The organism is Gimesia fumaroli (genome assembly GCF_007754425.1).
Classification (GTDB): domain Bacteria; phylum Planctomycetota; class Planctomycetia; order Planctomycetales; family Planctomycetaceae; genus Gimesia; species Gimesia fumaroli.
This window is the reverse complement of record NZ_CP037452.1, coordinates 3842004-3866271: the sequence shown is the minus strand read 5'-3', so window position 1 is coordinate 3866271 and position 24268 is coordinate 3842004. Positions and strand designations below refer to the sequence as shown.

Annotated in this window: 14 protein-coding genes; 6 read left to right on the top strand and 8 right to left on the bottom strand. The window is 48.5% G+C overall.

Going from position 1 to position 24268, the window contains the following annotated elements; translation table 11 throughout:
* Window positions 1-34: 34 nt before the first annotated feature.
* Together Enr17x_RS14830 and Enr17x_RS14825 are read right to left on the bottom strand one after the other, a co-directional pair.
* Window positions 35-1768 carry an alpha-keto acid decarboxylase family protein gene (locus tag Enr17x_RS14830; RefSeq protein ID WP_145309985.1) on the bottom strand — a complete coding sequence of 578 codons (1734 nt, stop codon included), beginning with the start codon at window positions 1766-1768 and terminating at the stop codon, window positions 35-37.
* A 165-nt stretch (window positions 1769-1933) separates the two neighbouring features.
* A complete protein-coding gene (locus Enr17x_RS14825; RefSeq protein WP_145309983.1) occupies window positions 1934-5653 on the bottom strand; it encodes a family 10 glycosylhydrolase in 3720 nt (1239 codons plus the stop codon).
* A 399-nt stretch (window positions 5654-6052) separates the two neighbouring features.
* Here Enr17x_RS14825 and Enr17x_RS14820 point away from each other — a divergent pair, with 399 nt between their 5' ends.
* A complete protein-coding gene (locus Enr17x_RS14820; protein ID WP_145309981.1) occupies window positions 6053-7969 on the top strand; it encodes a hypothetical protein in 1917 nt (638 codons plus the stop codon).
* Here Enr17x_RS14820 and Enr17x_RS14815 read toward each other — a convergent pair.
* Window positions 7966-9378, bottom strand: a complete 1413-nt coding sequence (locus tag Enr17x_RS14815) for a 6-phosphofructokinase (protein WP_145309980.1) — start codon at window positions 9376-9378, stop codon at window positions 7966-7968. The two genes, Enr17x_RS14820 and Enr17x_RS14815, sit on opposite strands and share 4 nt — an antisense overlap.
* A gap of 346 nt (window positions 9379-9724) precedes the next feature.
* Here Enr17x_RS14815 and Enr17x_RS14810 point away from each other — a divergent pair, with 346 nt between their 5' ends.
* Window positions 9725-10945: a S1C family serine protease gene (locus Enr17x_RS14810; protein ID WP_232100733.1), complete on the top strand. Its 1221-nt coding sequence runs from the start codon at window positions 9725-9727 to the stop codon at window positions 10943-10945.
* Between the two features lie 59 nt (window positions 10946-11004).
* Here Enr17x_RS14810 and rpmA read toward each other — a convergent pair whose 3' ends face one another.
* From rpmA to Enr17x_RS14795, 3 genes are all read right to left on the bottom strand, one after another.
* Window positions 11005-11256, bottom strand: coding sequence for a 50S ribosomal protein L27 (gene rpmA, locus Enr17x_RS14805; RefSeq protein WP_144985837.1), 252 nt, complete (start codon window positions 11254-11256; stop codon window positions 11005-11007).
* A gap of 159 nt (window positions 11257-11415) precedes the next feature.
* Window positions 11416-12261 carry a hypothetical protein gene (locus tag Enr17x_RS14800; RefSeq protein WP_145309978.1) on the bottom strand — a complete coding sequence of 282 codons (846 nt, stop codon included), beginning with the start codon at window positions 12259-12261 and terminating at the stop codon, window positions 11416-11418.
* Between the two features lie 489 nt (window positions 12262-12750).
* Entirely contained in the window at window positions 12751-14211 is a 1461-nt protein-coding gene (locus Enr17x_RS14795; protein WP_198001164.1) for a serine/threonine protein kinase, read from the bottom strand.
* A gap of 633 nt (window positions 14212-14844) precedes the next feature.
* Here Enr17x_RS14795 and Enr17x_RS14790 point away from each other — a divergent pair.
* Window positions 14845-15864 (top strand): CPBP family intramembrane glutamic endopeptidase, encoded by a 1020-nt coding sequence (locus Enr17x_RS14790; RefSeq protein ID WP_145309975.1) that lies wholly within the window; start codon window positions 14845-14847, stop codon window positions 15862-15864.
* Window positions 15865-15903: 39 nt separating this feature from the next.
* Here Enr17x_RS14790 and Enr17x_RS14785 read toward each other — a convergent pair whose 3' ends face one another.
* A complete protein-coding gene (locus tag Enr17x_RS14785) occupies window positions 15904-17253 on the bottom strand; it encodes a c-type cytochrome (RefSeq protein ID WP_232101059.1) in 1350 nt (449 codons plus the stop codon).
* Window positions 17254-17277: 24 nt separating this feature from the next.
* The gene (locus tag Enr17x_RS14780; protein WP_145309973.1) at window positions 17278-18102 is read right to left on the bottom strand and encodes a PIG-L deacetylase family protein; all 825 of its coding nucleotides are present in this window, start codon (window positions 18100-18102) and stop codon (window positions 17278-17280) included.
* A 203-nt stretch (window positions 18103-18305) separates the two neighbouring features.
* On the opposite strand from Enr17x_RS14780, the gene nadA reads away from it, so the two are divergent.
* From nadA to nirB, 3 genes are all read left to right on the top strand, one after another.
* Window positions 18306-19295: a quinolinate synthase NadA gene (nadA, locus tag Enr17x_RS14775; RefSeq protein ID WP_145309971.1), complete on the top strand. Its 990-nt coding sequence runs from the start codon at window positions 18306-18308 to the stop codon at window positions 19293-19295.
* 566 nt (window positions 19296-19861) lie between these two features.
* A complete protein-coding gene (locus Enr17x_RS14770; protein ID WP_145309969.1) occupies window positions 19862-21241 on the top strand; it encodes an MFS transporter in 1380 nt (459 codons plus the stop codon).
* Window positions 21242-21300: 59 nt separating this feature from the next.
* Window positions 21301-24267: a nitrite reductase large subunit NirB gene (gene nirB / locus Enr17x_RS14765; RefSeq protein WP_145309967.1), complete on the top strand. Its 2967-nt coding sequence runs from the start codon at window positions 21301-21303 to the stop codon at window positions 24265-24267.
* The last annotated feature ends 1 nt before the right edge of the window (window position 24268 follow it).

The following is a 24268-nucleotide window of genomic DNA, read 5'->3' as shown; positions in this document are numbered from 1 at the left end:
CCCCCCAACCCTCAATTCCTAGCTTGACAAAGCACTAGAGCTGCTTTGACATCTTATCTGCCAAGCGGGTAAGTGCCGGGCTGACGTCTGTTGGCTTCAGATGCACGTTGATTACGCTCAAACTGTCCCTATTCGCTAACGCTGCTTTGATGGCTTTTTCCAGATCACCTTCCGTGCTGACCTCAAAGCCCCAGCCCCCACCAATCAGGTCGGTGATGTTATGATATTTCCAGTCTGGGATATCATTAAACGGGCCTTCCTGCAGGAACCGCTCGGTTGTATAGCCTTTGTTATTCAAAACAATGACAATTGGATTGTAACCCAGCTTGAGCGCCGTTGAGAGCTCAAGGCAAGTCATCTGGAACGCCCCATCGCCAACAAGGACAATCGGTCGCAGATCCGGATTGGCCACCTGCGCCCCAATCGAAGCCGGGATTGCAAACCCCATCGACGTATAATAGGCAGGACTCAGGAACTTCGTATGCGTACTGATCATCAAATCAACGGCGCCGAACAGACAGTCTCCCACATCGGTAACTACAACCGTGTGGTCGCCTAGAATTTGATTGATACTTTCAAACAAGTGTTTTGTGGTGATCGGCTGGGAAGGTTTCACCTGAAACTCCACAGGCTGAGGGCGCACATTGTCCGGAATTTTACGCACGACCACCTTCATTTTCTGCTTGCCCAACTCCTTGACAAAATCAGAGAACACCACATCGTGGAAGTGATGATAACTGATCCTCAGCTTTTCGCTGGTCGCATAAATGCACTTACCGGGGTCCAGGTGAGCCGTATAAATACCCAGGTTGATGTCCGTCATGAACGTGCCGAGCAGAATCACGCAGTCACTCTCTTCGACATATCGCTGGACCTCATTGCGCCCCATTGCCCCTTCATAAACGCCCAAATACAGCGGGTGAGACTCACTTACGACCGACTTACCCAGAATCGTCGCACACATGGGAATCTTGTTTTTCTCGACAAACTTCAATACCTCTTCCCGCAAGCCGAAGCGATGCACTTCGACGCCTGCAATAACCACTGGTTTTTTGCTCGCCTGAATTAACTTCTTCGCTTCCGCCAATGACTCACGCAACGCGTTTTCATCACTGATCGGTTGCCGATCATCGGGAAGATGTGGAATCACGGCTTTCTTGTGAACACAATCACGAGGAAGCTCCAGGTAGACGGGACGTTTATACCTGACACAAGCTTCCAGGCAACGGTCAATCTCCTGAAAGGCTGTCAGGGGATCATCAAGCAAGGCGGTGGCTACCGTGATCTTTTCGAAGACATCCCGCTGCGTGTGAAAGTCTTTTACGCGATGGTGGAGCAGGGGATCGGTTTCCCGTTCTTCCATTCCCGGCGCACCGCTAATGACTACAACAGGTGACTTTTCAGCATAGGCACCGGCGATCGAATTACACAAACTCAATCCGCCTACACAGTAAGTGACACACACGGCTCCCAACCCATTGACGCGTGCATAACCATCGGCAGCATAACCGGCATTGTCTTCTCGTGTTGTTCCTACAACCTTAATCGGACTCTCTTCAAGCATCCCGTAAAACTGCAGGACAAAGTCCCCCGGTATGCCGAACATCTCGTTGATCCCATAGTCCTGCAAACGCTGAATGAGATAGCTGCCAATCGTGGGAACCTTACCATTATCCTTCGTAGAGGTACGTTTGGGACTTTTTTTCGTTGCAGCACGCGACTTTGCAGCACCTGACTTGGACTTGGATGTTGTTTTTCGAGCCGCCATATCAACCCCTTCCTTGCAGAACTAAAATCACCGTAAATACTGTATATGACTTCATATAGTCATTATAACACGATAAACGGTTTGATTAAGGGCAGATTTCGTAAGTCATTGTTTTACATGATGATACAACACAAGAATCGCATTACGGCAGCAGAATTCATGAAATTAGCGACGGATCAGCTTTCGAATCCCACGCCGCTCGGCATGCTTTAGCGGCTCAACATCCTGATCTGGAACGGATTGAGGCAAGACCGGCTCACTTCCAAATTGCCCCCAGTAACTGTTCAACAGGCGATAGCAGTCCAGATACCGCTCGGAATCCCAGGCAAACGAAAGGGTCGAGACAAGCTTTGTTAACTGCCTGTCGTCTTCGGGAGAAATCTGATGAATCTGCAGATCGACATCATCAATCCACAATTTCTCAGCCCCCAGTTTTTCAATCAGAATATGGGCATTCGTAATCTGCTGAGATGGGATATCCTTCACCCGAAACAGATATTTTCGCCACTGCTGATCCACTGAAATAATCGCCGATTGAACTTTGAGTTTTCCATTCTGCTCTGCTTCTAATGCAATCCGAACCTGCATATCTTTCGAATTGGTTTTCATCCAGACGCTCATATTCAAATAACGGCAATCTTGCAGCGGAATCGCATTTGTCTTGAGAGAATTATTTCCCGCTGTTCGATCCAAGAGCAAAGACGCCTTTCCGGAATGCGACTGAGTTTGATCCAGATTCCAGGAATGCGGCTTCTGCCCTTTCGATTCCCAGCCAGCCAGAATGTAATCACGGGATTGCGATCCTTCAAAGCCCGCTTGCAACACAACAGCAGTAGCGTCATTCATCGACTGATGCAACTTGATCAAACTGCGTTTCTTTTGATCAATCATCGCCTGCAAACGCACCAGGTTCTGGCTTGCTACTTTTGAGCCAACCGAAATGATTTGAACCTGGGAATCCTGAACTTCAAACGCCTGAAAATCAAAGGCTGCTAATTCAACCGAATGACTCACATGCCCCTGTGCCGACTTGATCGTGTCGACTTGACTTCCGCTTGCCAGATGAATTACCGGCTTACCTGAAGGCACATTCAGTTCAACCGTGACTTGACTGGCATATGGAAAATCATTGACCAGATAGTAAAATGTTTTGTTTTTCCCACGTGACAATCGGGCAACAACAGGCTGTTTTGCTACCTGAATTGTTTGAAAGGGTCTTGCCGGCAATTGCTGCAACTGGGTACGGATTGAACGAGTCACCTGCTCCTGCCCAAAAGGAATCGTCCAGCCACCATCGAAGACAAGATAAGGATCCTGTTGTGCAATCGAATGCACATAACGCATCCGATTTGAGATGCCGACAGGTGATGCTTGTGAGACGAGCCAGGTAAAGGCAGGTTGCCACGGAGAAAGTGAGTCAAACTCAGAAATACGAACTTCCACCGGATGGTGATAGTACAAAGTGCCATTGACGCGTGTTTTAAAAGCATCATCAACGGTTGGATGCGTATTGAGAATATGTGCAGCTGACATTTTTTCCTGCGCGGAATAATACTGCTTTGGTCGCAAAACGACACCATTACTGATTTGATCATAGCTGGAAAAATCAAGTCCCATTTCCATTAAAACCGGTTGAATCTGTCCCCCCGCTTTCAATGAAGAAATCACATCACCGGCTTTACTCCGTGATGGCAGCAGCTCTCTGGCAGCAAACACAATCTTTGCATCAGGACGTGCCTTTAACAGTATTTCGGCCAGTCGCTGGTGCAACCCCTTAATCTTCTGACACCGCCATTGTGTCCACTGTGGGAATGCCGATGTGGTTAAATACTGATACCGTTTTTCATATTTCTGTACCCCGGAAGCGACAGGAACTTTAACGCCTGTCTCTTTTTCAAACTGAGAAACCGTAAAATCATCATAGCCCCAGTCCAATCCCGGCAGCTGGAGATAGCCATTCAGACTCAATTGAATCGCCACGCCTTGAAAGGAAGCATGTTTGCTGTAACGTGTTACCAATTCCTCGAAAATACAGGCGATCTCATCCTGAACTCGGGGATGCAGGGGATTGTAATAAGGGGCTTGTCCTCGGGGTGCCCCCTTGGAGTGCCTCCAGGTCTGTCCGTGTTGATTCACCAGTTCAACTCCGACCGCTTGTTCTGAATCATCCTGAATCGTCTGCTCCAAGCCTGCTAAAATCGAAGAGAACTGCAACTCGGGCATTAAGGTCAACCGCTCGCGGTCAAAAATCTGATACAGCAGTTCCAGCACATCTTTTTGTTGAATGTCCTGACCAGTGGAATGATACACACCGGAATCATAACGGGGAGTCGGCGACAGATATTTTGAAGGATAAATCGCGCTTCCGTCAGCAGAAACTGATAACAAAACACTGTTAAAATGATGGTACTTCAAATAAAAAGCCAAACGATTGCCGGCCTCATAAAATGTTTGCCAGTCATCCAGACTACGATTACTACTCTGATCCAAGGCCTGAGACGCACCAAAGATTTCCGGTAACAATGGTTTTTGCAAATACGGGCCTACCAGTCGTTTGTTTTCTCGACCGGAATCTGCTGAATCCTTTCGACCTGCTTCCGAAATGGGCAATTCATAAACCTGCACCTGCAGCACCTCTGGCGCGACTTGAGTTCCCAGACTATGAAATAAAAGAATCGGATTATCGACTTTCGGCCAAAACAGCACTTCCGTTTGATACTCCCCAGACTGAGTCTCAGACGACGATACCAGCTCAGTTCCTGAGAGATACACTCCGGAGTCCACTCCGACTGGCACCAACTGGCCGGATGCATCCGGCTCCAGAATACTAAACCCAACATGAGCCTGAGGCCGACGGGGGTAGCTGATCACCAGCCTATGAGGCCGCCCTCGATGATTCAATTTTAAATGATATGCTGACCAGGGAGGGGAAAGACTTGCCGGATTGCCTGTATTCGCTCCCGCTTTAAATAGTGACTTGAACGAATTGCGGATTCGCTGGCGGGGTCGTCGGGTGACGAGCGCGTGATGATTCTGGATCCCCTCCAGCTCTATTTCATCTACGAGCACTTGCCCCTCGTGATGAGAGGCACTTTGATCAAACTGTTTTGTTTCACTTGAGAGCACAATAAACTGAGCAACCGCTTCATGCTCATCGCCCATCCTGACGACCAAATCATAAACTCCTTCCGCAGGCGCTTCGACAATCAACGGAACCCCCAGCTTCAAAAGCTCATTTTGGCCCTGAGGTAAGACGGGTTTGGAACCTGAGGCAATCAACTCTCGCGTACGAGACCGATGCAGAGACCACTGAAGCTCCGCTCCAACCGCTTCTCCTGAAGTCATCAAATACTTCGGAAATGCCTGAATTTGAATCTGTTCGCCCGGTGCAAATACCAGATGGGGACGATCGATCTTCAAAGCAAAGGAATCACCAGGGGCTTGCTGTACTACCAGCTGTGTTCCTGTTGGAGGAACCGGTAGAATTATTTTTTGCTCCAGAATTTCCTGCAGCTGAAACTGATGCTTGACCTGAATGCGTGGATCATTCCGATCCTGCATCAGCACTTGTAACCGGGTCGACAGAGTGCCGCGAATCTGAAATTCCATACTATTAAACACACGGCTGGCACGAGGTTGATAAACGACTTTTCCATCAACGTGCGACACTACGGCTGCTTCATCCGCATCAACGCCTAGAGAACTCACAGAGACAAACTCGCCACCAGTTAATGCGAACCGGGCATTCCAGAGCCGGGGAGTTTGTTCTCCCCATTCAATACGCAATTTGACTGAAACCGGCGGGTCGGGTGCAGCCCAGGCAAAAGCGACTGCCTGCACACAATACAAAAACATGATCGAGGTCAGTATCTGAATACGATTCACAGAAAACCCGCTATTCCATACCAGAAAAATCAGGTATTTAAGATCGAACGAAAGCCAAAGGAGAGAAATTGAAAGGCGCCAAAACAGGCATTGCGAAATGAGCTTTGAAGTGAAGTCCGAGAGTATAGTTATTTTCGATAATCAGCCAAGGCCAATTATTTTTATGAGAACTTACTCAAAATCAGCCCTGATTTTCGGAGAATCCTCTTGACCTAAACCCCGAAAAATGCAAAAAAACGCATCCTCTCTCAGGCAGCTTACTTTTAACTCTCAATATAAAGTGAGTTGCAGATAGTTCAATATTTGACCTCAAGGTAAATCAAGCTGATTTTCCTGAAAATCAATATTGCAACAACAAATCCTCGTTCCTCTCAAATCCAATACCTACCTGGACTGATCATGATGTTAAAAAACGGTTTCTCTCTGGTAAGCGGCATTTTACTCCTCACACTGATGACCGGTTGTGCTTCCCTGGTCGAAACACAAACCATCGAACAGTTTGCCAAAGCGATCGAAAATGAGGATATCAAAACGCTGAAACATCACAGTACGATGAAATTTTCGAAAGTAGCTTTGAGAAACCCGTCTTCTATGGATGATTTGAAAATCCTGAAAATTCCGACAGGAGAAACCACTGTCGTCGAAATCAAAGACGTCTCTGAGAATCACAAAAAAGTGGTTGTTGAAGTTGGTAAAAACAAAAAGAAACTGCTATACGATCTCAAAAAAGTAACCAAGACTGGTGAGTGGGTCGTTGATGATCTTTATATCAACCAGAAACAGAAAAACCTGAACGTCATGAAATCGGTTACCGAGCAGATGGATCTGCTGTTAACCGTGCGTGAATTCGTCGAAGCCTGGGAAACCGGAAATCGAGACGACATCCTGGCGACAACTGATGGTGAATTTAAAGAAGACCTTGATCAGCTGCATCCGGGGTTCCTGGCAAAGCTCGCCAGGAAGGTTGCCGGCGAATCGCGTAAGTCTAAAAAACAGCGTCCTGATGCCCAACTGGACAAAGATATCGCCATTGTCACACTGCCACGTCGCTCAGGCCAGATGGTCATTTCCATGAAACTGAAAGAAGGAAAATGGAAGGCGACCGATGTTGCTGTCGAATCAAAGTCTGATGGAAAACACCTGAATTCAGCCCACAAACAGGCCAAAATGCTATTAACCATCAGCAATTTTCTTGACGCGTACAATCAGAACGACAAAGAGAAGCTCAAAAAATATACCGACAGTAAGTTCTATCGCGGCAGTCTGGATTTCGGAGACCTGACAATTGCACCATTACCACATGCTGATGAGGCTGCAGCCGACTACGAGCTGAAGATCGAAGGTAATCTTGCCAACTTTGTCACACACATTCAGGGAAAAATGGTTAACCTGTCTGTCATTAAAATTGAGTCTGATGAAATTGATATTCCTGATAAGTATCTCGTAGAAGAAGTCACGCTGTTCCAGGATCAGGGGAATCAGCAAATTACTTTGACTTCACTATTCTCTGCACGTGCTATTGCCCAATTATTTAGTGAAGCACTCTCAAATCGGGATCTCACGATCCTTGACTTCAGTTCAACACCGGACTTTTCCGCACGGGTTTGGAAAAAAGTAGTGCCCAAACTAGTCGCACAGTTGCCGGTACAGGATATCACTGAGCCCGGTTTTAGCATTTTAGATATCAACTTTAATGGAGCTGTCACAAAAGTCTCAGCAAGACAGGGGAACCTTCCGATCACTTATATCCTGCGGGAACACTTGGGTAAGCTGTTAGTCGATGATGTTCTGGTGGACCTGAAAGGCAGACCCAGTTCCATCAAAGAGACTCTGGAGTTGATGGTTCAGGTACAAAATTATGCCTACTACATGCACGAGGATAACATCCGCAACCTGCAACGCTATTCGTCACGCGATTTTAATGAGCTGGTCTGGCGCCAGGTAGCCCAGGTTCCTCAGACTTCGTTTGAGATCCCCGAACTATTGATGTCAAAGCTGACAAGCCTGGAGCGAAATGACAACGATGGATACGCACGGATTCAACTGGGTACGAATCAGCGAGGAGTGACCGTGATTCTACAAAAACAATACGATCAGTTCGTGATTGATGATATCATGGTGAATTCCGACAAGGTTGCATCCAATTATGTCTCAGCGAAAAAAGAATTGCGATTAGCCATGGCCGCCACTCCCGGAATGCTTCGACAACCAGCCGTTCAAGCAACCTATACTATTTCCAACAAGACTGAAGTAGAGAAACCAGCAGTCCCCGTAATTGAGCCTGCGGCTTTTGAACTACCTCAACAGGAGCCTTAAAAAGGATCAATCGGGCCTTCTTCGTTCCCCGAACTCAGATATCGAATATGCTTGTGGATACCGACGTTGACACTTTGATACCGGGATTTCAAATGCCCGGTATCAAACAGATCTTCCCGTAAGATTTCCAGATCGTCTGAACCAATGGCATTGTCAAAGATCCTGGAAAGATAGTTGACCCCCAGTTTCGAAGGTTGATATCGGTGTTCGTCATAAAAAGAAGGATGTAACAAGCGTGGATGAATTCCGCGCCAGGAGTCTCTAAGGGCGTTTCCATTAATCGAACTGACATGAAACCCCTGTTGTTCATTCCACTGTAGAATGGCCACATAGTTGTTTTGACGCTGGACGAGCAGATCAACGGCCTTTCCCCCCAGTTGTGTTGCATAATATCGATCAAAGCGAATCGGCCGCCCGCCACGTTGTGTATGACCGATTTTACGTGTGAAGGTAGCTGCCGCAGCCTGTTCATGCCGCTTACGTGAAACAAAATAATGGTCGCCCATCGAATCCACGAGCATATTCTGGAGCACTTCCGCAGCCCCGCTGAAAATGATATTCCCTGCCGGGTCAACACTCTGGGAAATATCACCTAACCGCTTTCCATCCTGATCACGTAGCCCTTCGCCGATCACAATCACGACATTTTTCTGTGCATCATAGAGGTCGCGCACGCGGCGTTCAAACCGTTCATAATCTAAGGGAATTTCCGGGATCAGAATAATATCGGGTTGACCATAGGCGGCTCCCAATGCAAGATAGCCTGACTCTCTTCCCATCACTTCGACAATGGCAATCCGGCGATGGCTTTCCGCCGTGGTTCGAATGCGTTGAACGCCCTGGACGCAGACATAGACTGCTGTGGCGTATCCCGGAGTCGCGAAGTTCACGATATCTTCCAGATCCAGATCCTGCTTGCTCGGAAGCTTCCGAAATTTTTCCTTTTTACTTTCCGGATCGACTTCACGTACCCATTCGTTCGGCTCGTCCAGATAGTTCAAACCCAGATCGTTGTCGATTGTTTTCGGCGCCAGCACACACGGCATGAACTGCGAAATGGGCTGCATCCCGTTCAGAGTGCCATCACCGCCAATACAGATCAAACCTTCGATGCCTAATTGATCAAGACGCTTCTTGACGAGCTGCAATTCTCCTGCATGAGAATCATCAATATAGGTTCGGGAAGAGCCAAGAATTGTTCCGCCGCAACGTGGATCAAGTTCGGGAATCGTCGAATACAAGGGGTTGAGTCGAAGATGGGGCACATTCGGGTCGAGTAAACCGCCAAACCCTTTGATGATCCCGACGACCTGTACCCGAAGTTCATTTGCTCGCTCGACGGCTCCAAAAATGGTCGCATTCAGAGCCGGTGTATCTCCACCTGCTGTTAAGAGGGCAATCCGACGCATATTGATCCTTTCATGCTGAACTTCGGGTTGATCGTTGAAAACGTCATTGTTTTCAATGTTTTTTCATTCTTCCGGGTAGCCTTGAACTTGATCGTGTGTGAATCCCTATTTACCCCTCAGACAAATTCAGGATAATATTAGTTATCGAAACTGTAGACTGAGAACTATAATACGGACAAAATTTTCTCTGGTAAGCTGGCATTGAATTATGATGTAGTTCCTTCCAGAATTCATGTGCTATTTGATAAAACTTCGCAAATCATTTATCAAATAGCACTACGCATGAAGCACCCTGACCTCTTGTTTTACCCAGATTCCATGAGTCCAGTGTCATACGAGGTATAACATGAAATACATTATCGGTTGTTTTTTCTCAGCAGTGCTAGGCGGCTTGCTTGTCACTTCCTTTGAATCACCATCTTCGATCTGGATTACCTCCTCTGAAGCACAAGTCGGAGTGAAACCAAACGGGCCACGGATTATCCCTCCCACACCGCTGGACTCCACCCCGTCGAAGCCGGCAGCCCAAAAAACAGAACAGACTCTCTCGCCCCCATTATTCAACGAACGTGGGCTGTCACCTGAAGAAGAAATCAACGTTAGCGTCTACGAAAAATTAAACAAGAGCGTCGTTCATATCACGACCAAAGGCACAAAAACAGATGGCTTCTTCTTACTCGAATACGACACGGAAGGAGCGGGCTCTGGCGCTATCATAGATAAAGCAGGGCATATATTAACCAACTATCATGTCATCGAAAACGCACAACAAGTGAACGTGACGCTATTCAACGGTCAGTCTTACACAGCAACGTTTGTTGGCGCGGATCCAATTAATGATATTGCTGTCATCAAAATCGAAGAGGCCCCTCAAACACTGCAGCCCGTAACAATGGGAGACTCCAGTCGGCTCAAAGTGGGCCAGCGGGTCTTTGCGATCGGAAACCCGTTCGGGCTGGAACGCACCATGACCTGTGGCATTATTTCCAGTTTGAACCGTTCTCTGAAACTGCGTGGCAATCGCACGATTAAATCAATCATTCAAATCGATGCCGCGGTCAATCCCGGTAACTCGGGAGGCCCCTTATTGAACTCGCATGGCCAGTTAATCGGTATCAACACGGCGATCGCCAGCAGCACCGGCCAAAGCTCTGGTGTCGGGTTTGCGATCCCTTCCAACCTGGTGGCCCGCGTTGTTCCCCAACTTCTCACACACGGCCATATGATCCATCCGGAAATTGGTATTCAACGCGTGTATGAAACCGAACAGGGTTTACTTGTCGCCAAGTTAACTCCGGAAGGCCCCGCCGAAAAAGCAGGATTACGAGGTCCTAAAATTGAGCGGCAGAGAAGGGGATTGATTGTGATCGAACGCGTGGACCGAACAGCCGCGGACTTAATTGTAGCCGTAGACGGAAACCAGATCAAAACGGCTGCCGACTTTCTGGACTACATCGAAAGCAAAAAACCAGGAGACACCGTAATCGTGACCGTACTACGAGGCAAAGAACAAACACCAACCAAAGTCTCTGTAACATTGACGGCCAGCCATCCACAACGAAAATAAAAAAGGCTTCCTGAAAATAACTTCAGGAAGCCTTTGATGTGTCTCTTAGTGGAACCAGTTTAGTTCAAGGCAGGCTCAACGTTGATACGTCGACCCTCTTTGTCGAAATAAACCTTGCCTTCAACCAGAGAAAAGATGGTATAGTCTCGTCCCATACCAACATTTTTTCCGGGATGCCATTTGGTGCCACATTGACGGGCAATAATGTTTCCTGCCAAGACGCTTTCCCCACCGAATTTTTTAATTCCGCGGCGTTGTGCTTCTGAATCGCGTCCGTTACGGCTGGACCCTTGTCCTTTCTTATGAGCCATTGCTTTTATCCTCAGGTAGCAAAAGATGCCCGCTAAAGGGGCGAATTCAATAAAAAGATGTTATTTGAGGGCGTATCTTGGCGAATTGGGCCTGAAGTTGCAAGAGATAAACGGTTTTCCAGAGAACTTACCGCTATTTTCCAGTAAGAAAACCGAGTATCAGGGCGTCGGCTTGGCCGAATCGTCGATTTTAAGCTCTTTTTTCATTTTGGCAGCCATTTGCGGGTCATCGGGAAGGTAAACCCAATAAGGGTTCCCTTTAGGACGAAATTCCTGTTCCTGCTGACCGAATTCATCGCCGGGCCGCCAATACTGCTGAACAAGTACTTTTCGCAGAGTGAGCTTCTTGCCATCGGAACCGTCCACAATTTTGTACCCATTGGAAAGCCCTGAAAACAAGAGTGTGAAATAATCGGTACTGGGATCCACACCCGTCCAGACACAAACACCATAGATGGCATGTTCCTCTTTTGAATCTGCGGGAGTGACGGTGGGTAATTCGCCGATAATGTCGACCGCGTTCTTAAATTCTCGTCGCTCCCGCTTGTTGATAATCGCTTCGGCCTCAGGCAGAATCTGGTTGGGATAGATCTTCTGCTGGCCGTTATCGTTTGTGATCAGGGTAATTTCAGGAACAAATAACGCAGGTCCCGGTGGAGGCACTTCGGCATTTTCCGGAGTAAATTCATCTTTATCGCTCGGACGTTCAATCGGTCGCAGCACACACTTGTAAACAATGTACCAGACCAGTGTTTTCTCTTTTTTACCCGTCTTGGGGTCAGTCAGATCCATTCGAACCATACGCATTGGCTTGAAGGTCGCATCCAGCACCCACAATGATTTCTGAGCAGCACGTTCTTCACCAGTTGCCGCAATGTCGGCTTTAATCGTGAAACCACGATTCAGTGTCTGCTGTTGAGCAAAGCTCTGATTGCAAACCGAAGTGAGAACTAGACAACCACAAAACAGGGTTGCCAGAACAGATTGTCGCAAAGAAAAACGCATGAAATACCCCAGAGCTTCTGACGATACAATAGTGTGTACTGTTTTTGAAAATATCAGTATATCGACTCTCTGATCGAGATTCCTGTAAAAGCTTGCCGAATCAAAGAGAAATTCTTAGAGAGTTGAGACAATTCAGATTCCAGCCAATGTACGGGTTATCGAAACCTGAACATACACACAAGAACAGACTTCTCTGCTCTTACTGCAGCGCAATCGAGGCTGATTGGCCAATATTGACTATATCAGTGGTTTGAATGGACGGTCAAGATCTTGATTTATGATCTCACTGATTTCATCGGCAAAATCAGCCCGAAACTGTGGTTCAAGCCAATGATGAGCCCCTTTCGTATCTCTCAGAAGCGGACAGAAGTTCGAGGAAAAGCAAAAAGCGGATTGATGACTCAGCCAGTCAGCACGAGTAAAGAAGAATAAGCGGCATAACTGTTATAAACGGCCGATGCTCAGCTCAGCTTTCCCGATGCGTTGTGCTTAATGTAAGTCATGACCGGTGAGCTGATGTTCGATTTCATCAGCGTGGTGTGCGACAGCCATGACACTCTTGCGAATGTCTTCTGCATCCACAGTCGAGCGGGGGAACGTATCAACCATCACAAACTTGGATTTGCCGTTGACTTCACGAATGGAAATCCCGCCGTGGGATATTTCCGCATTCAACCTGAGTGCTTCTTCATAGTATTCGGGTTGCGCATCACAACAGGTGCTGTAAATCAGCAGGAGCCGCTCATGCATTTGATGATTGCTGGGCTCGATGAAAACTGTCTGCTTTCGTTTCGCAGCCTGTCTGACTTCTAAGATGTACCGCGAACCATCTCGGATCCAGGAAACGCTCTGATTCTCGCCAAATGCCTCATGCAGCATGACCTCAATATTTTGAGCCTGTCCCAGAATGGCGTTCAGATAGAGTGCCGCCATAAAGCCATTTTGAAATCGATTAGCGGGGCTCTTATCTAACATGAGCGAAACACATTCTGAGATTTCCAGTGGAATCTTGGGACATAAATCACGCACGCTCGGTGCAGGCTGAGATGTCACGGCCTGAATCAGTGAATTAAAATTTTCACCACGATGGGGAAGTTGTCCGGTTAATAACACAAAAAAGCAGACTCCCAGCGAGTAGACATCGGAGGTCGCGGTGGCCGGGCTTCCTTGAAATAACTCGGGAGCCATATAATTGGGAGTTCCCGCCAGATACTGCTGAGCTGAAGCACTCTCTTCAGCGGAAATCCGTTTCGCAAGTCCGAAATCGGCGATCTTAGGGACGCCGGAACTGGTTAACAGGATATTTTCCAGCTTCAGATCCTGATGAATGATTCCTTTGGCATGTGCCGTCCCCAGGCCAGAAGCCACCTGGGCAATCAACGACGTGGCATGCAGGGCACTCAAAGGTCCATCTTCGCGCACCACACGGCCTAACGCCCGGCCCGCAATCAGTTCCATTTCCAGAAAACGATAGCCCCGTTCTTCCCCGATCGCATGTGCTGTCACAATATTGGGATGGCTCAAAGTCGCAACGGCGCGACCTTCATGTAAAAATCGTCGGACATAATCGGGATCTCGTTCGGCCAGGCGCGGCATGAGGATTTTCAAAGCACAACGCCTTCCCAGATCACGGTGCGTTGCCAGATACACCATTCCCATTCCGCCACGGCCGATCATCGATTCGCATTGATAAACATGCAGGTCGGTCCCAGAAATCGGATCGTCCTGATCGCACTCCGATGACAGTTGCTGCGGAAGTCGGTCTGCCAGATCATGAGTGACGATGGTTTCCTCTAAATTGGAAATCGCCACGCCGTCGGCTTTGGCGCCACACACGGGACAGTTTTCGACACCTGCTTCCTGAAAGAAGGTGGAATTACAGTTGGCGCAGTATTGCAACTGGCAATTAGGGTCGGCTGTATCTGCTTCAAGATCTTGATCTGGTAACATTTCTGAAACTTGCCCGACAGAACAGATGGGATCTGTAGTTATTGACTCGTTCATTGATTTGGCCCTGTTAATATCATACTCGGTTTTGAGGTAAAAGCGACAACGAGTTTTCTGGAGACGGGATTGTTACACTCTCTTATTCGCTGCTGATCACCTGTTATTTGCGTCGAATCTCATTTTTCCTGAAAAAAACTCGAATTCGCACTTCTGAAATGCGACTATAAAGACATAGACTGAACGGGAAGGGGCTGATGTGCTATTTCATAATGTCAGGGACCCTATACCATTTGGCTGATACAGTTTACGTCGACTACGCCGTTTTAGTCATGCTGAAGCAGTCAACCAACCAATTACCCTGAAGCAGAATTTCTCTATGGCAGCTCCTGAAAACAGACCTTCCGAAGACTCGGAATCCGAATTGAAGACTCGGAATCCGAATTATCGAATCTGGAATTCCTGGATAGCGACAATTCTGAAAATGCAGACACCTCTTCAGACTCAGACAATACTGCGACTGATATCGAGCAGGTATTTCAGGATGCTATCGAAGTTGCTGCCCGTTCAGAAGACACGATACAGCAGCCTGTAAATCGTCGTCCACCAGGTCCTGGTCTGTTTGAATCCATAATCTGGATGTTTGGAGTCTTTGGCGCCCATTTCGCGGGCATCATGCTGTTTATTGTCGGTGCGTTCATTTACTTAATGTTGACGACCGATCTGGGACAGAACGCCGCCACTATTCAAAAACAACTGACTCAGTTTTTCGAAAGTCACCCTTTAGAGATGGCGGGAGTCGAGCAGGGGGTGTTTGTCTTCATCGCCATGGCTGCGATTGGACTCCGTCTGAACAAAGGGGTTTTAGCAAAAGTCAATTTACAACCCTTTGCACTCTCGACGGGTCTGCTTCTCTTCATTTGTGTCTTACCACTTTCTATGCTTTCGGGGGAATTTTACCGTATCGCCTTCGATGCATGGAGCTCGTTCACAGAGCAGATCCCCTTGTTGAAACAGTTCAACGAGATGCAAACAATGGAAATGGTCAAGCAGATGGCCGAAAACAGTCCTCTCTGGGCACTGGTTCTGGTCATCGCCGTCTTTCCTGCGATCGGTGAAGAGATCATCTTTCGCGGCGTGATCGGTCGCGGACTGTTGGCGCGCTGGGGACTGATCCCCGGGATTCTGATCACGTCGATTATGTTTGGTCTCGTGCATGCACACCCGGCGCATGTCGTCGCCGTTATTCCCTTAGGCATGTTTATGCACTTTGTGTACTACGTCACCCGGAGTTTCTGGGCACCGATTCTGGTCCATTTCCTGAACAATGCATTCGCCGTCACCATGGCCAAAATGATCAGTGAGCTTCCGGAAAATGCGGCCAAACTTGGCGATGAAACACAGGCCGTCCACCCGATGATTACCCTGGCAGCAGCACTGTTTATTACCGTCGTCTGCGTGTACTTATGGAAGACACGAGCTAGATACGTCACACGGGCTGGTAACGAATGGACTCCCGGTTACGTCTCCAACGAACAACCACCAGAGGGTCATGGCATTACGCTCGAGCGAAAGTCGGCATCGCTGGCATATTTTCCTGGTATTGCTCTGCTCTATCTGATGTTCCTGGCGACGATGGGCATGTTTGGACTGCAATAAGCATCCAACAGTCGCGTTTATCGATCACAGTTCGTCGGATCAGAGTGTTTTCAAATATTCGAGCACAGCCTGTTTCTCAGTCGGATCGAGCGCATTGGGGTAGTCATGGCCACTCGCTGCTTTGCCAAACTGCGAAGTATCAAAATAGCTTCGCTTTTGCATGATGGATAAGTTGTCTGGCAACTTGGGAAACGTTGAAATTTCCAGACCGACTTTCTGTTTATCGTAGCCGTTTTCGGTACGCTTCCAGATTTTGGGTCGTGCTTCCGGATGCAGCACATGCCACAACGTCGGCACCGACCCATTATGAAAATAGGGAGCAGACGCCCAGACGCCGTTCAACGGGGGCGCCACATAGCCGCCCGGATCTTCGACGACCGGATCTTTTCCATACCGCGAGAGCCAACTCTGATTCAAGGCGGCTCGATAAGCAGGCGGCAGCGATTTCAACCGCACTGGGTCTGTTTTCAGTTCCGCAATTGCGATTGTTTTCTCAGGATAGTCAGAGTTTTCTCCATAGGTACCATGACAGCGTGCACAATGATCATTGAATACCAGCTTGCCCCGGTGCGCCAGCGATTCATCAACGGGCCAGCGATAGCGGGGGGCTTCTAATGATTCGATGTACGCCAGAATGTCTTCAAAGTCGGCTTCCCACTGCTTGATCTTCTGCGCGTTGTTGCGGGGAATGAGAATGAACTGCATTAAGACGCGGTGGTTCTTGGTCATGAATGCGTCGGCATAAATTTTCTGCTTCCGCTTCACATTCCACCACGCCGGTGGATCCATGTCATGATGCAATAACTGGGGGACTTTGCGGGTGCGATCAAAATTCATATCGGGATCACGGAGTGAATCAAGAACTACGCCAAAGATTACCGAATTGGTGGTTCCATGCGTCGTCCCCAGAGGAATACCCACTGCTGCCAGATCCAGATGACTCAATTTTTTCAACTGCTGTAACTTAATCTTACTCACATCTTCCGTCAATGTATGCAAAGCAACATGGCTGTTGGGGGCGCCCGGAATCACAGTTCCTGCTACTTTTCCACCATGACAGTTGAAACAGTTCATGACCCATTTCTGCTCTGGAGTGACTACATATCCCAGTGGAGACGATTCCGAGTCAGGCCGATGCATGATCCCATAATACGAGAAGATCATTTCACGCCGTTCTTCAGGCGACGCCTGTTCTGCTTTGGCGCGCAGTTCTGCAGGCCAGACTTTCCAGAGATCTGCCAACACGGCCTGATCAAAATCAGGCGGCAGATAGGCTTTTGATGTCAAAATACGATAACCGCGTTCGGCTGCCGTTTCTTCCGCCGCCAGTGAGCGGATACAACACAGCACTATCGTCAAAACACAGATCAACTGAACTCGATTTCGCATAGACACGTGGCTCTTCAAATATGATCAGGGTAGGAATGGAAATAACGTTTTGGTGTTTTCTTCTGTTAATGGTGAGCCGTATTCACAAGGCTCAAATGCTTCGATCAATTGAATTTCGTTGCCTCGTTTTTCACCGTAGGTTTGAATAATCAAATCACGATAGCGGTCGGCCAGAGGAGCAATGCGGGCCTTCATTTTTTCGCTGAGCCAGGCTTTACGTTGTGACTCGTCGGCTGGCACTTCCTCTTCATAGAAATGATTATAAGGCAGCCAGTCGTAAAACTGGGAACGATGGCTGTCGAGCGCATCCACCAGTCGATCCCAGACCGGTTCAACATCGGCCACCACGGTGGGAGAGAAGGGGTAGGGGCGCGTAAAATGATCGGACAAATAGGCAATCACGGGGTTCGTTCGCAGTGCGGGAACCTCAGGAACGATGGGAGGCACCGTGACCATATAAGCTGCATCACATACCAGCTGTGAGGTATACCGGTGATCGGGATGATAATCATTGGGACGATGTGTCAAAATCAGATCAGGCTGAAACGTGCGGATCAGCCGAATGATTTCAAATCGTGCTTCAATGGTAGGCTGCAGATACCCGTCCCGGTTTTGGAGTACTTCGTATTCAACTCCCAGTGATTTCCCAGCGGCAGCCGCTTCTGCACGACGGATGTCCGCCAGTTCAGGCCCGGAAAGGCGCTGATGGCCCGATTCACCATTCGTGACACTGACAAATTTCACCGTGTGCCCGGCTTGTTGATATAAGGCAGCTGTCCCCCCCGCCTTGATGTCACAATCATCAGGGTGAGCGCCAAAAACCAGGATTCGCAATGATTGATCTGCCATAGAGTTCTAAACCTTCACACAATTATATAGAATAATAGCAACTTGACGAGGATCTTTTTTCGTCAACAATAGTACTAAAGTTGTACCGGAAGAGTTTCAAATTCTCCAGTATAAGTTAAATGAAGTCTTGAACTTTTGACGGCGATCTCCTGTCCGTACTTTAAGTTCTGTTATGAATCAGCGTTTTTTGAGGGCCTGCGCCAATGTCATTGCCAACAATCGATAACAATGAAGAAGTCTATGAAGATCCACTCGATCTGATGGACGAAATTGACGCCCTCAAAAAAGAAAAAGATGCGACGCTACTGGCTCACTTCTACATTGATGGCGATATCCAGGAAATTGCGGATTTCACAGGTGACAGCCTGAAACTGGCCCGGGACGCCGTGAAAGTGGAGACATCGACAATTGTCTTCTCTGGCGTACATTTTATGGCTGAATCAACCAAGATTCTGAGCCCGGAAAAGAAGGTGCTTCTGCCAGACCTGAATGCCGGCTGTTCTCTGGCTGACAGTTGTCAATACGGAGACCTGCTCCAGTTCCAGGAAAAACTGCGGGCGGAAGGACGCGATTTCGAAACCGTCGCCTACATTAACACGACAGCCAAAGTCAAAAGTCTCTGCGACTGGATTGTGACCAGTGGCAATGCACGGGAAATTATCGACCGCGTTCCTAAAGACAAAGAAATTCTGTTTGTTCCCGATCAGCACCTGGGACGTTACCTGCAGGAAGTATCAGGGCGTAATATGATCCTCTGGCCCGGCTCCTGCATGGTCCACGAGATCTTCAGCGTGCAGGATCTTCTGCGTGCCAAAAAGAACAATCCTGGTTCGATCGTATTAGCACACCCCGAATGTCCGCATCGTATTCTGGAAGTCTCTGATTTCATCGGCGGTACGGAAAAGCTGCGACAATACGTCATGTCCATCAAAGAGCCGGGAACTTTTCTGGTTGCCACCGAAGCAAATATGATCCACCCGCTGCACAAGTCAGCGCCTCAACATACGTTTATTCCAGTTCCGGGAATCATGTCTTCCACCGGTGAAACCTGTGCCTGCAATCGCTGTCCGCATATGGCCCTCAATACACTGCAGAAGGTCCGTGACTGCCTGAAATACGGTAAGCCAGAAATTGAATGGCAGCCATATTTCGATAAAGCAAAAGACGTGCTCGAACGTAGCCTGCTACAGTAGTCATTCAGCGCGCCATTGCACACAAAACCTGCCCATTCTCTAAGCATTCAGCTTTGTTTCTGCTCAGAAATCAGACTGGACATTCGCCTCTCCTAATATTTTTTGAGTGGTAAAAATCCTCTTTTCCTGTCCAATAATAGAGTTTTTCTTTCAGAAAGACTCTATTCCCATTTTCTAAATATAGTTGTCTTATTTTCTGGCACATGCTTTGCCTTTCAAGTATTTCATCTAATTTACCCCCTGATGATCATGCATCGTTGGAGGTGTGGGCCACTCTGATCTCTTCTGCGCTTTCAGGAGATTCAGACATGAAGATAGAGAATGAACACAAAGATCACTCACAATTAAAAACCACTGAAAATCGACCCATTTTTTGTGCAAGCTATCAGAGCCGCGCTCCCCTCTTCAGCTTGTAGAAGAGATCCAGGCTGATCCAACCGGCTCTTCTTATTTTCGATTCAAAACACTGTGATCGCATTGCGCGCAATGGATTTCAGTCTTTTTAGAAGAGAAGGAACTGAGACAGCCCCCCTCAAAGAGAACCAGCTCAAGAAAGCCTTTACGAAATGGATATTCCAAACAAAGCAACCAGAATCAATCTGTTTAATTTTACGACGCCTCAGATGCGGGCATTTCATATGTCCTGGTTCGCCTTCTTTCTCTGTTTCTTTGCCTGGTTTGGAATCGCCCCGTTGATGAAAGTCGTACGGGAAGAAATGCTGCTGACCAAAGAGCAGATCGGCTGGTGTATTATCGGCTCGGTTGCGATCACAGTTATTGCCCGACTGTTTATTGGTTGGCTCTGTGATCATATTGGTCCGCGGCTGGCTTACACCTGGCTTTTGGTTCTCGGAGCCATCCCCGTGATGGGAATTGGATTCGCTCATGATTATACCACATTTCTGATCTTCCGAATTGCCATTGGTGCCATCGGTGCCTCGTTTGTCATCACTCAATATCACACCTCAGTCATGTTCGCACCGAATTGTGTGGGAACAGCAAACGCTACCACGGCCGGCTGGGGAAACCTGGGTGGCGGTGTCACTCAAATTATCATGCCCCTGATTTTCACCATGTTTATCGGCATTTTCGGTTTCAGTGAATCTCTTGGCTGGCGAGCCTCCATGTTTTTAGCCGGGCTAGTCTGTGCTTTGACGGGCGTCGCTTATTTCTTCCTGACGCAGGACACCCCGGATGGAAATTTCAAAGACCTGCGAGCAGCAGGCAAGTTGCCACAAAAAGAAGAAAAGAAAGGCATGTTTTTAAGTGCCTGCAAAGATCATCGTGTCTGGGCATTGTTTGTGATCTACGGAGCCTGCTTCGGAATCGAACTCACGCTCAACAATGTCGCAGCACTCTATTTTCTGGATTACTTTGATTACTTCAAGAATATGGATACCACGAAAGCCATCAAAATGGCCGGTCTGTTTGCCAGTATGTTCGGGTTGATGAATATTTTCGCCCGAACTCTGGGTGGGGCCTTTGGTGACCGCTTCGGCAAAAAATGGGGACTCAGCGGACGTGTCAAATGGTTATTCATCGCGATTTTCTGTGAAGGGATTGCTCTGATGGTCTTTTCACGAATGGATGTTCTGGCCATGGCATTACCAACACTTATCGTCTTTAGCCTGTTCGTACAAATGTCGGAGGGAGCGACCTACTCGGTTGTCCCGTTCATCAATAAAAAAGCCCTCGGTCCTGTTTCCGGGATTGTGGGTGCGGGTGGGAACGCCGGGGCAGTGGCGGCCGGATTCCTGTTTAAAACCCAGGCCATCAACTGGCCTACGGCTCTGTTTATTCTGGGTGCCATCGTTACCAGTTGTGCGTTTCTGACGTTCCTCGTTCGGTTCAATGAAGAATCCGAAGAAGAGGCTCGTCTGGCAACAGAATCGGCAATCACCCTCAAAACGGGAGAGAAAGAACTGGCAGCATCGATGGGGAATTAGTTCCTCACCGATACCGCGTTTAAAATAAAAAAGTGCTCTGATTTAAAGGTGGACTCTCAGTGATTCAGCGAAATTCTGAACAAAAACAAAGTGTAGTTGTAATTGGTAACGGCATGGTCGGCTTGCGGTTTTGTGAGCAACTCATCGAGAAAGACCAGTCACAGGAATATAAAATTGTCACGTTTTGCGAAGAACCCCGGGCCGCGTATGACCGGGTCGGCTTAACACAGTTTTTTGCCCATAACGATGCCGAAAAGCTGATGCTGGCACGCAAGGAATGGTACGCGGAAAACAACATCGACCTGCATCTGGCCGACCGTGCAGTCAGCATTGATCGCGAAAACAAAATAATTCGCTCTCAAAAGGGAGTCGAGATCCCTTATGATAAAGTCGTGATCGCGACCGGCTCTTATCCATTTGTGCCAACGGTCCCCGGAATCAAAAACCGGGGCGTTTTCGTTTATCGAACGATCAACGACCTGGAATTAATCATTGATTACGCGTCTCACTCCAGGAAAGCCGCGGTCATTGGTGGGGGACTGCTCGGCCTCGAAGCCGCCAAGGCGGCTCTGGACCTGGGACTGGAAACACACGTTCTGGAATTCGCCCCGCGACTCATGCCACGTCAAATTGACGATGCGGGCTCCAAAATTCTGGTTCAAAAAATTGAAGAACTGGGCGTCAAGGTCCATCTGAATAAAGCCACCGACGAAGTTCTCGGCGAAAACAAAGTGACCGGCATTCGTTTCCAGGATGGAGAAGAGCTGGATCTCGACATGATCATCGTCTCGGCCGGGATTCGTCCCCGCGATGAACTGGCGCGGGAATGCGATCTGGAAGTCGGTGAGCGGGGCGGCATTCTGGTGAATGATCATCTGCAGACTTCCGATCCCGACATCTACGCAGTCGGCGAAGTCGCTCTGCACTCCGGTATGGTCTATGGACTGGTTGCACCCGGCTATCAAATGGCCGAAGTCGCAGCGACGCATTTGTGCCAGAGTGGGGAAACGCAATTCACGGGCAGCGATCTCTCTACAAAATTAAAATTAATGGGCGTCGACGTGGCCAGTTTTGGTGACTACGAAGCTGATCCGGCCCATTCCAAAAGCCTGACCTTCGAAGATCCCTTCAAAGGCGTCTATAAAAAACTCGTGTTTAATACAGAGGGAACCCAGTTACTGGGTGGCATACTAATTGGAGACGCTTCTGATTACGGTAGCCTCTCTATGCTGGCAAAATCAGAAGACGTATTACCTTGTAGCCCTCACGAACTTGTGGTCGGTGCAGGAGGCGGCATTCCGGGTGGTAGTGCCGCTGATATGCCCGACGAAGCACAGATCTGTTCCTGTAATAATGTCACCAAAGGACAAATCTGTTCTGCGATTCAAGACGGAAGCTTAACCTCGGTCGATCAGGTGAAAGCCTGCACCAAAGCCGGGGCAGGCTGTGGGGGCTGTCTGCCTCTGGTCACCGATGTGTTTAAAGCAGAAATGGCGGCCTCTGGTATTACCGTTAACAATCACCTCTGTGAACACTTCGAATATTCGAGAACAGAATTATTCGATATCATCAAAATCAAACAGCTGAAAACTTTTGCCGCTGTGATTGATGACTGCGGTTCGGGCTCCGGCTGCGAGGTCTGTAAACCCACTGTCGCCTCGATCCTTGCCAGCCTCTGGAACGATCACATTGTGGAGCATGCCAATCTGCAGGACACAAACGATCGTTTTCTGGCGAACGTACAACGCGGCGGTCTCTACTCGGTTGTCCCCCGAGTCCCGGGTGGTGAAATCACGCCCGAAAAACTGATCGTCCTGGGAGAAGTCGCGAAGGAATACGGACTCTACACCAAAATCACCGGTGGCCAACGTGTCGACTTATTCGGTGCGGAAGTGCACGATCTCCCCGGAATCTGGGAAAAACTGATCAATGCCGGCTTTGAGAGCGGCCACGCTTACGGTAAGGCACTGCGCACGGTTAAAAGTTGTGTAGGTACGACCTGGTGCCGCTACGGGGTCGGAGATTCGGTTGGTTTCGCAATTCGACTGGAAGAACGTTATCGTGGTATTCGTGCTCCCCATAAAATTAAAGGGGGCGTCTCGGGATGTGTGCGTGAATGTGCGGAAGCACAAAGTAAAGACTTCGGACTCATCGCCACCGAAAATGGCTACAACCTGTATATTTGCGGAAATGGCGGCTCAAAGCCCCGGCACGCCGACCTGTTTGCTTCTGACCTGGATGAAGAAACCTGTATTGAATACCTGGATCGCTTTCTGATGTATTATATCCAGACCGCTGATAAGTTAACCCGCACTGCAACCTGGCTGGATAAACTGGAAGGTGGCATTGAGTATCTGAAAGAGGTCGTGATTGAAGATAAGCTGGGAATCTGTGACGAGCTGGAATCCATGATGCAATCGCTAGTCGACACGTATCATTGTGAATGGAAAGAAGTCGTCGACAATCCTGAGAAACGGCGACTGTTTGAACAATTCGTCAATACCGACGAGCATCAGCCTTCAATTGAACTGATCCCGCAACGGGGTCAACACCGTCCTGTCGACTGGGCACCTGACTTTATCCCCGTTGATGACCTCAAGCCATTAGAATCATCCAAAGATGAATTAAACACGGAGCCCCGGGAATGGATTCGTGTCGGAACCGTCAGCGACTTTCCTGCCGATAATGGTTCGACCGTGAAATATGGAAATTCTCAAATCGCTGTCTTCAACTTTACCAGTCGCGGCGAATGGTATGCCTGCCAGCAGATGTGCCCCCATAAAAAAGCCATGGTACTGTCACGGGGAATCATCGGCGATCAGCAGGGAATCCCTAAAGTCGCCTGCCCGCTGCACAAAAAAACGTTTTCTCTGGAAAACGGTGCCTGCCTGGGTGGCGAAGAACAGTATTCAGTCAATGTGTTTCAAGTTAAAGTAGACGAACAGGAAAATGTGTATCTGGAACTTCCCGAAGAAAAAGTACTCGATGAATTATTGAGTCAGGTAGAATGTGCTGGCGCTCACTAAG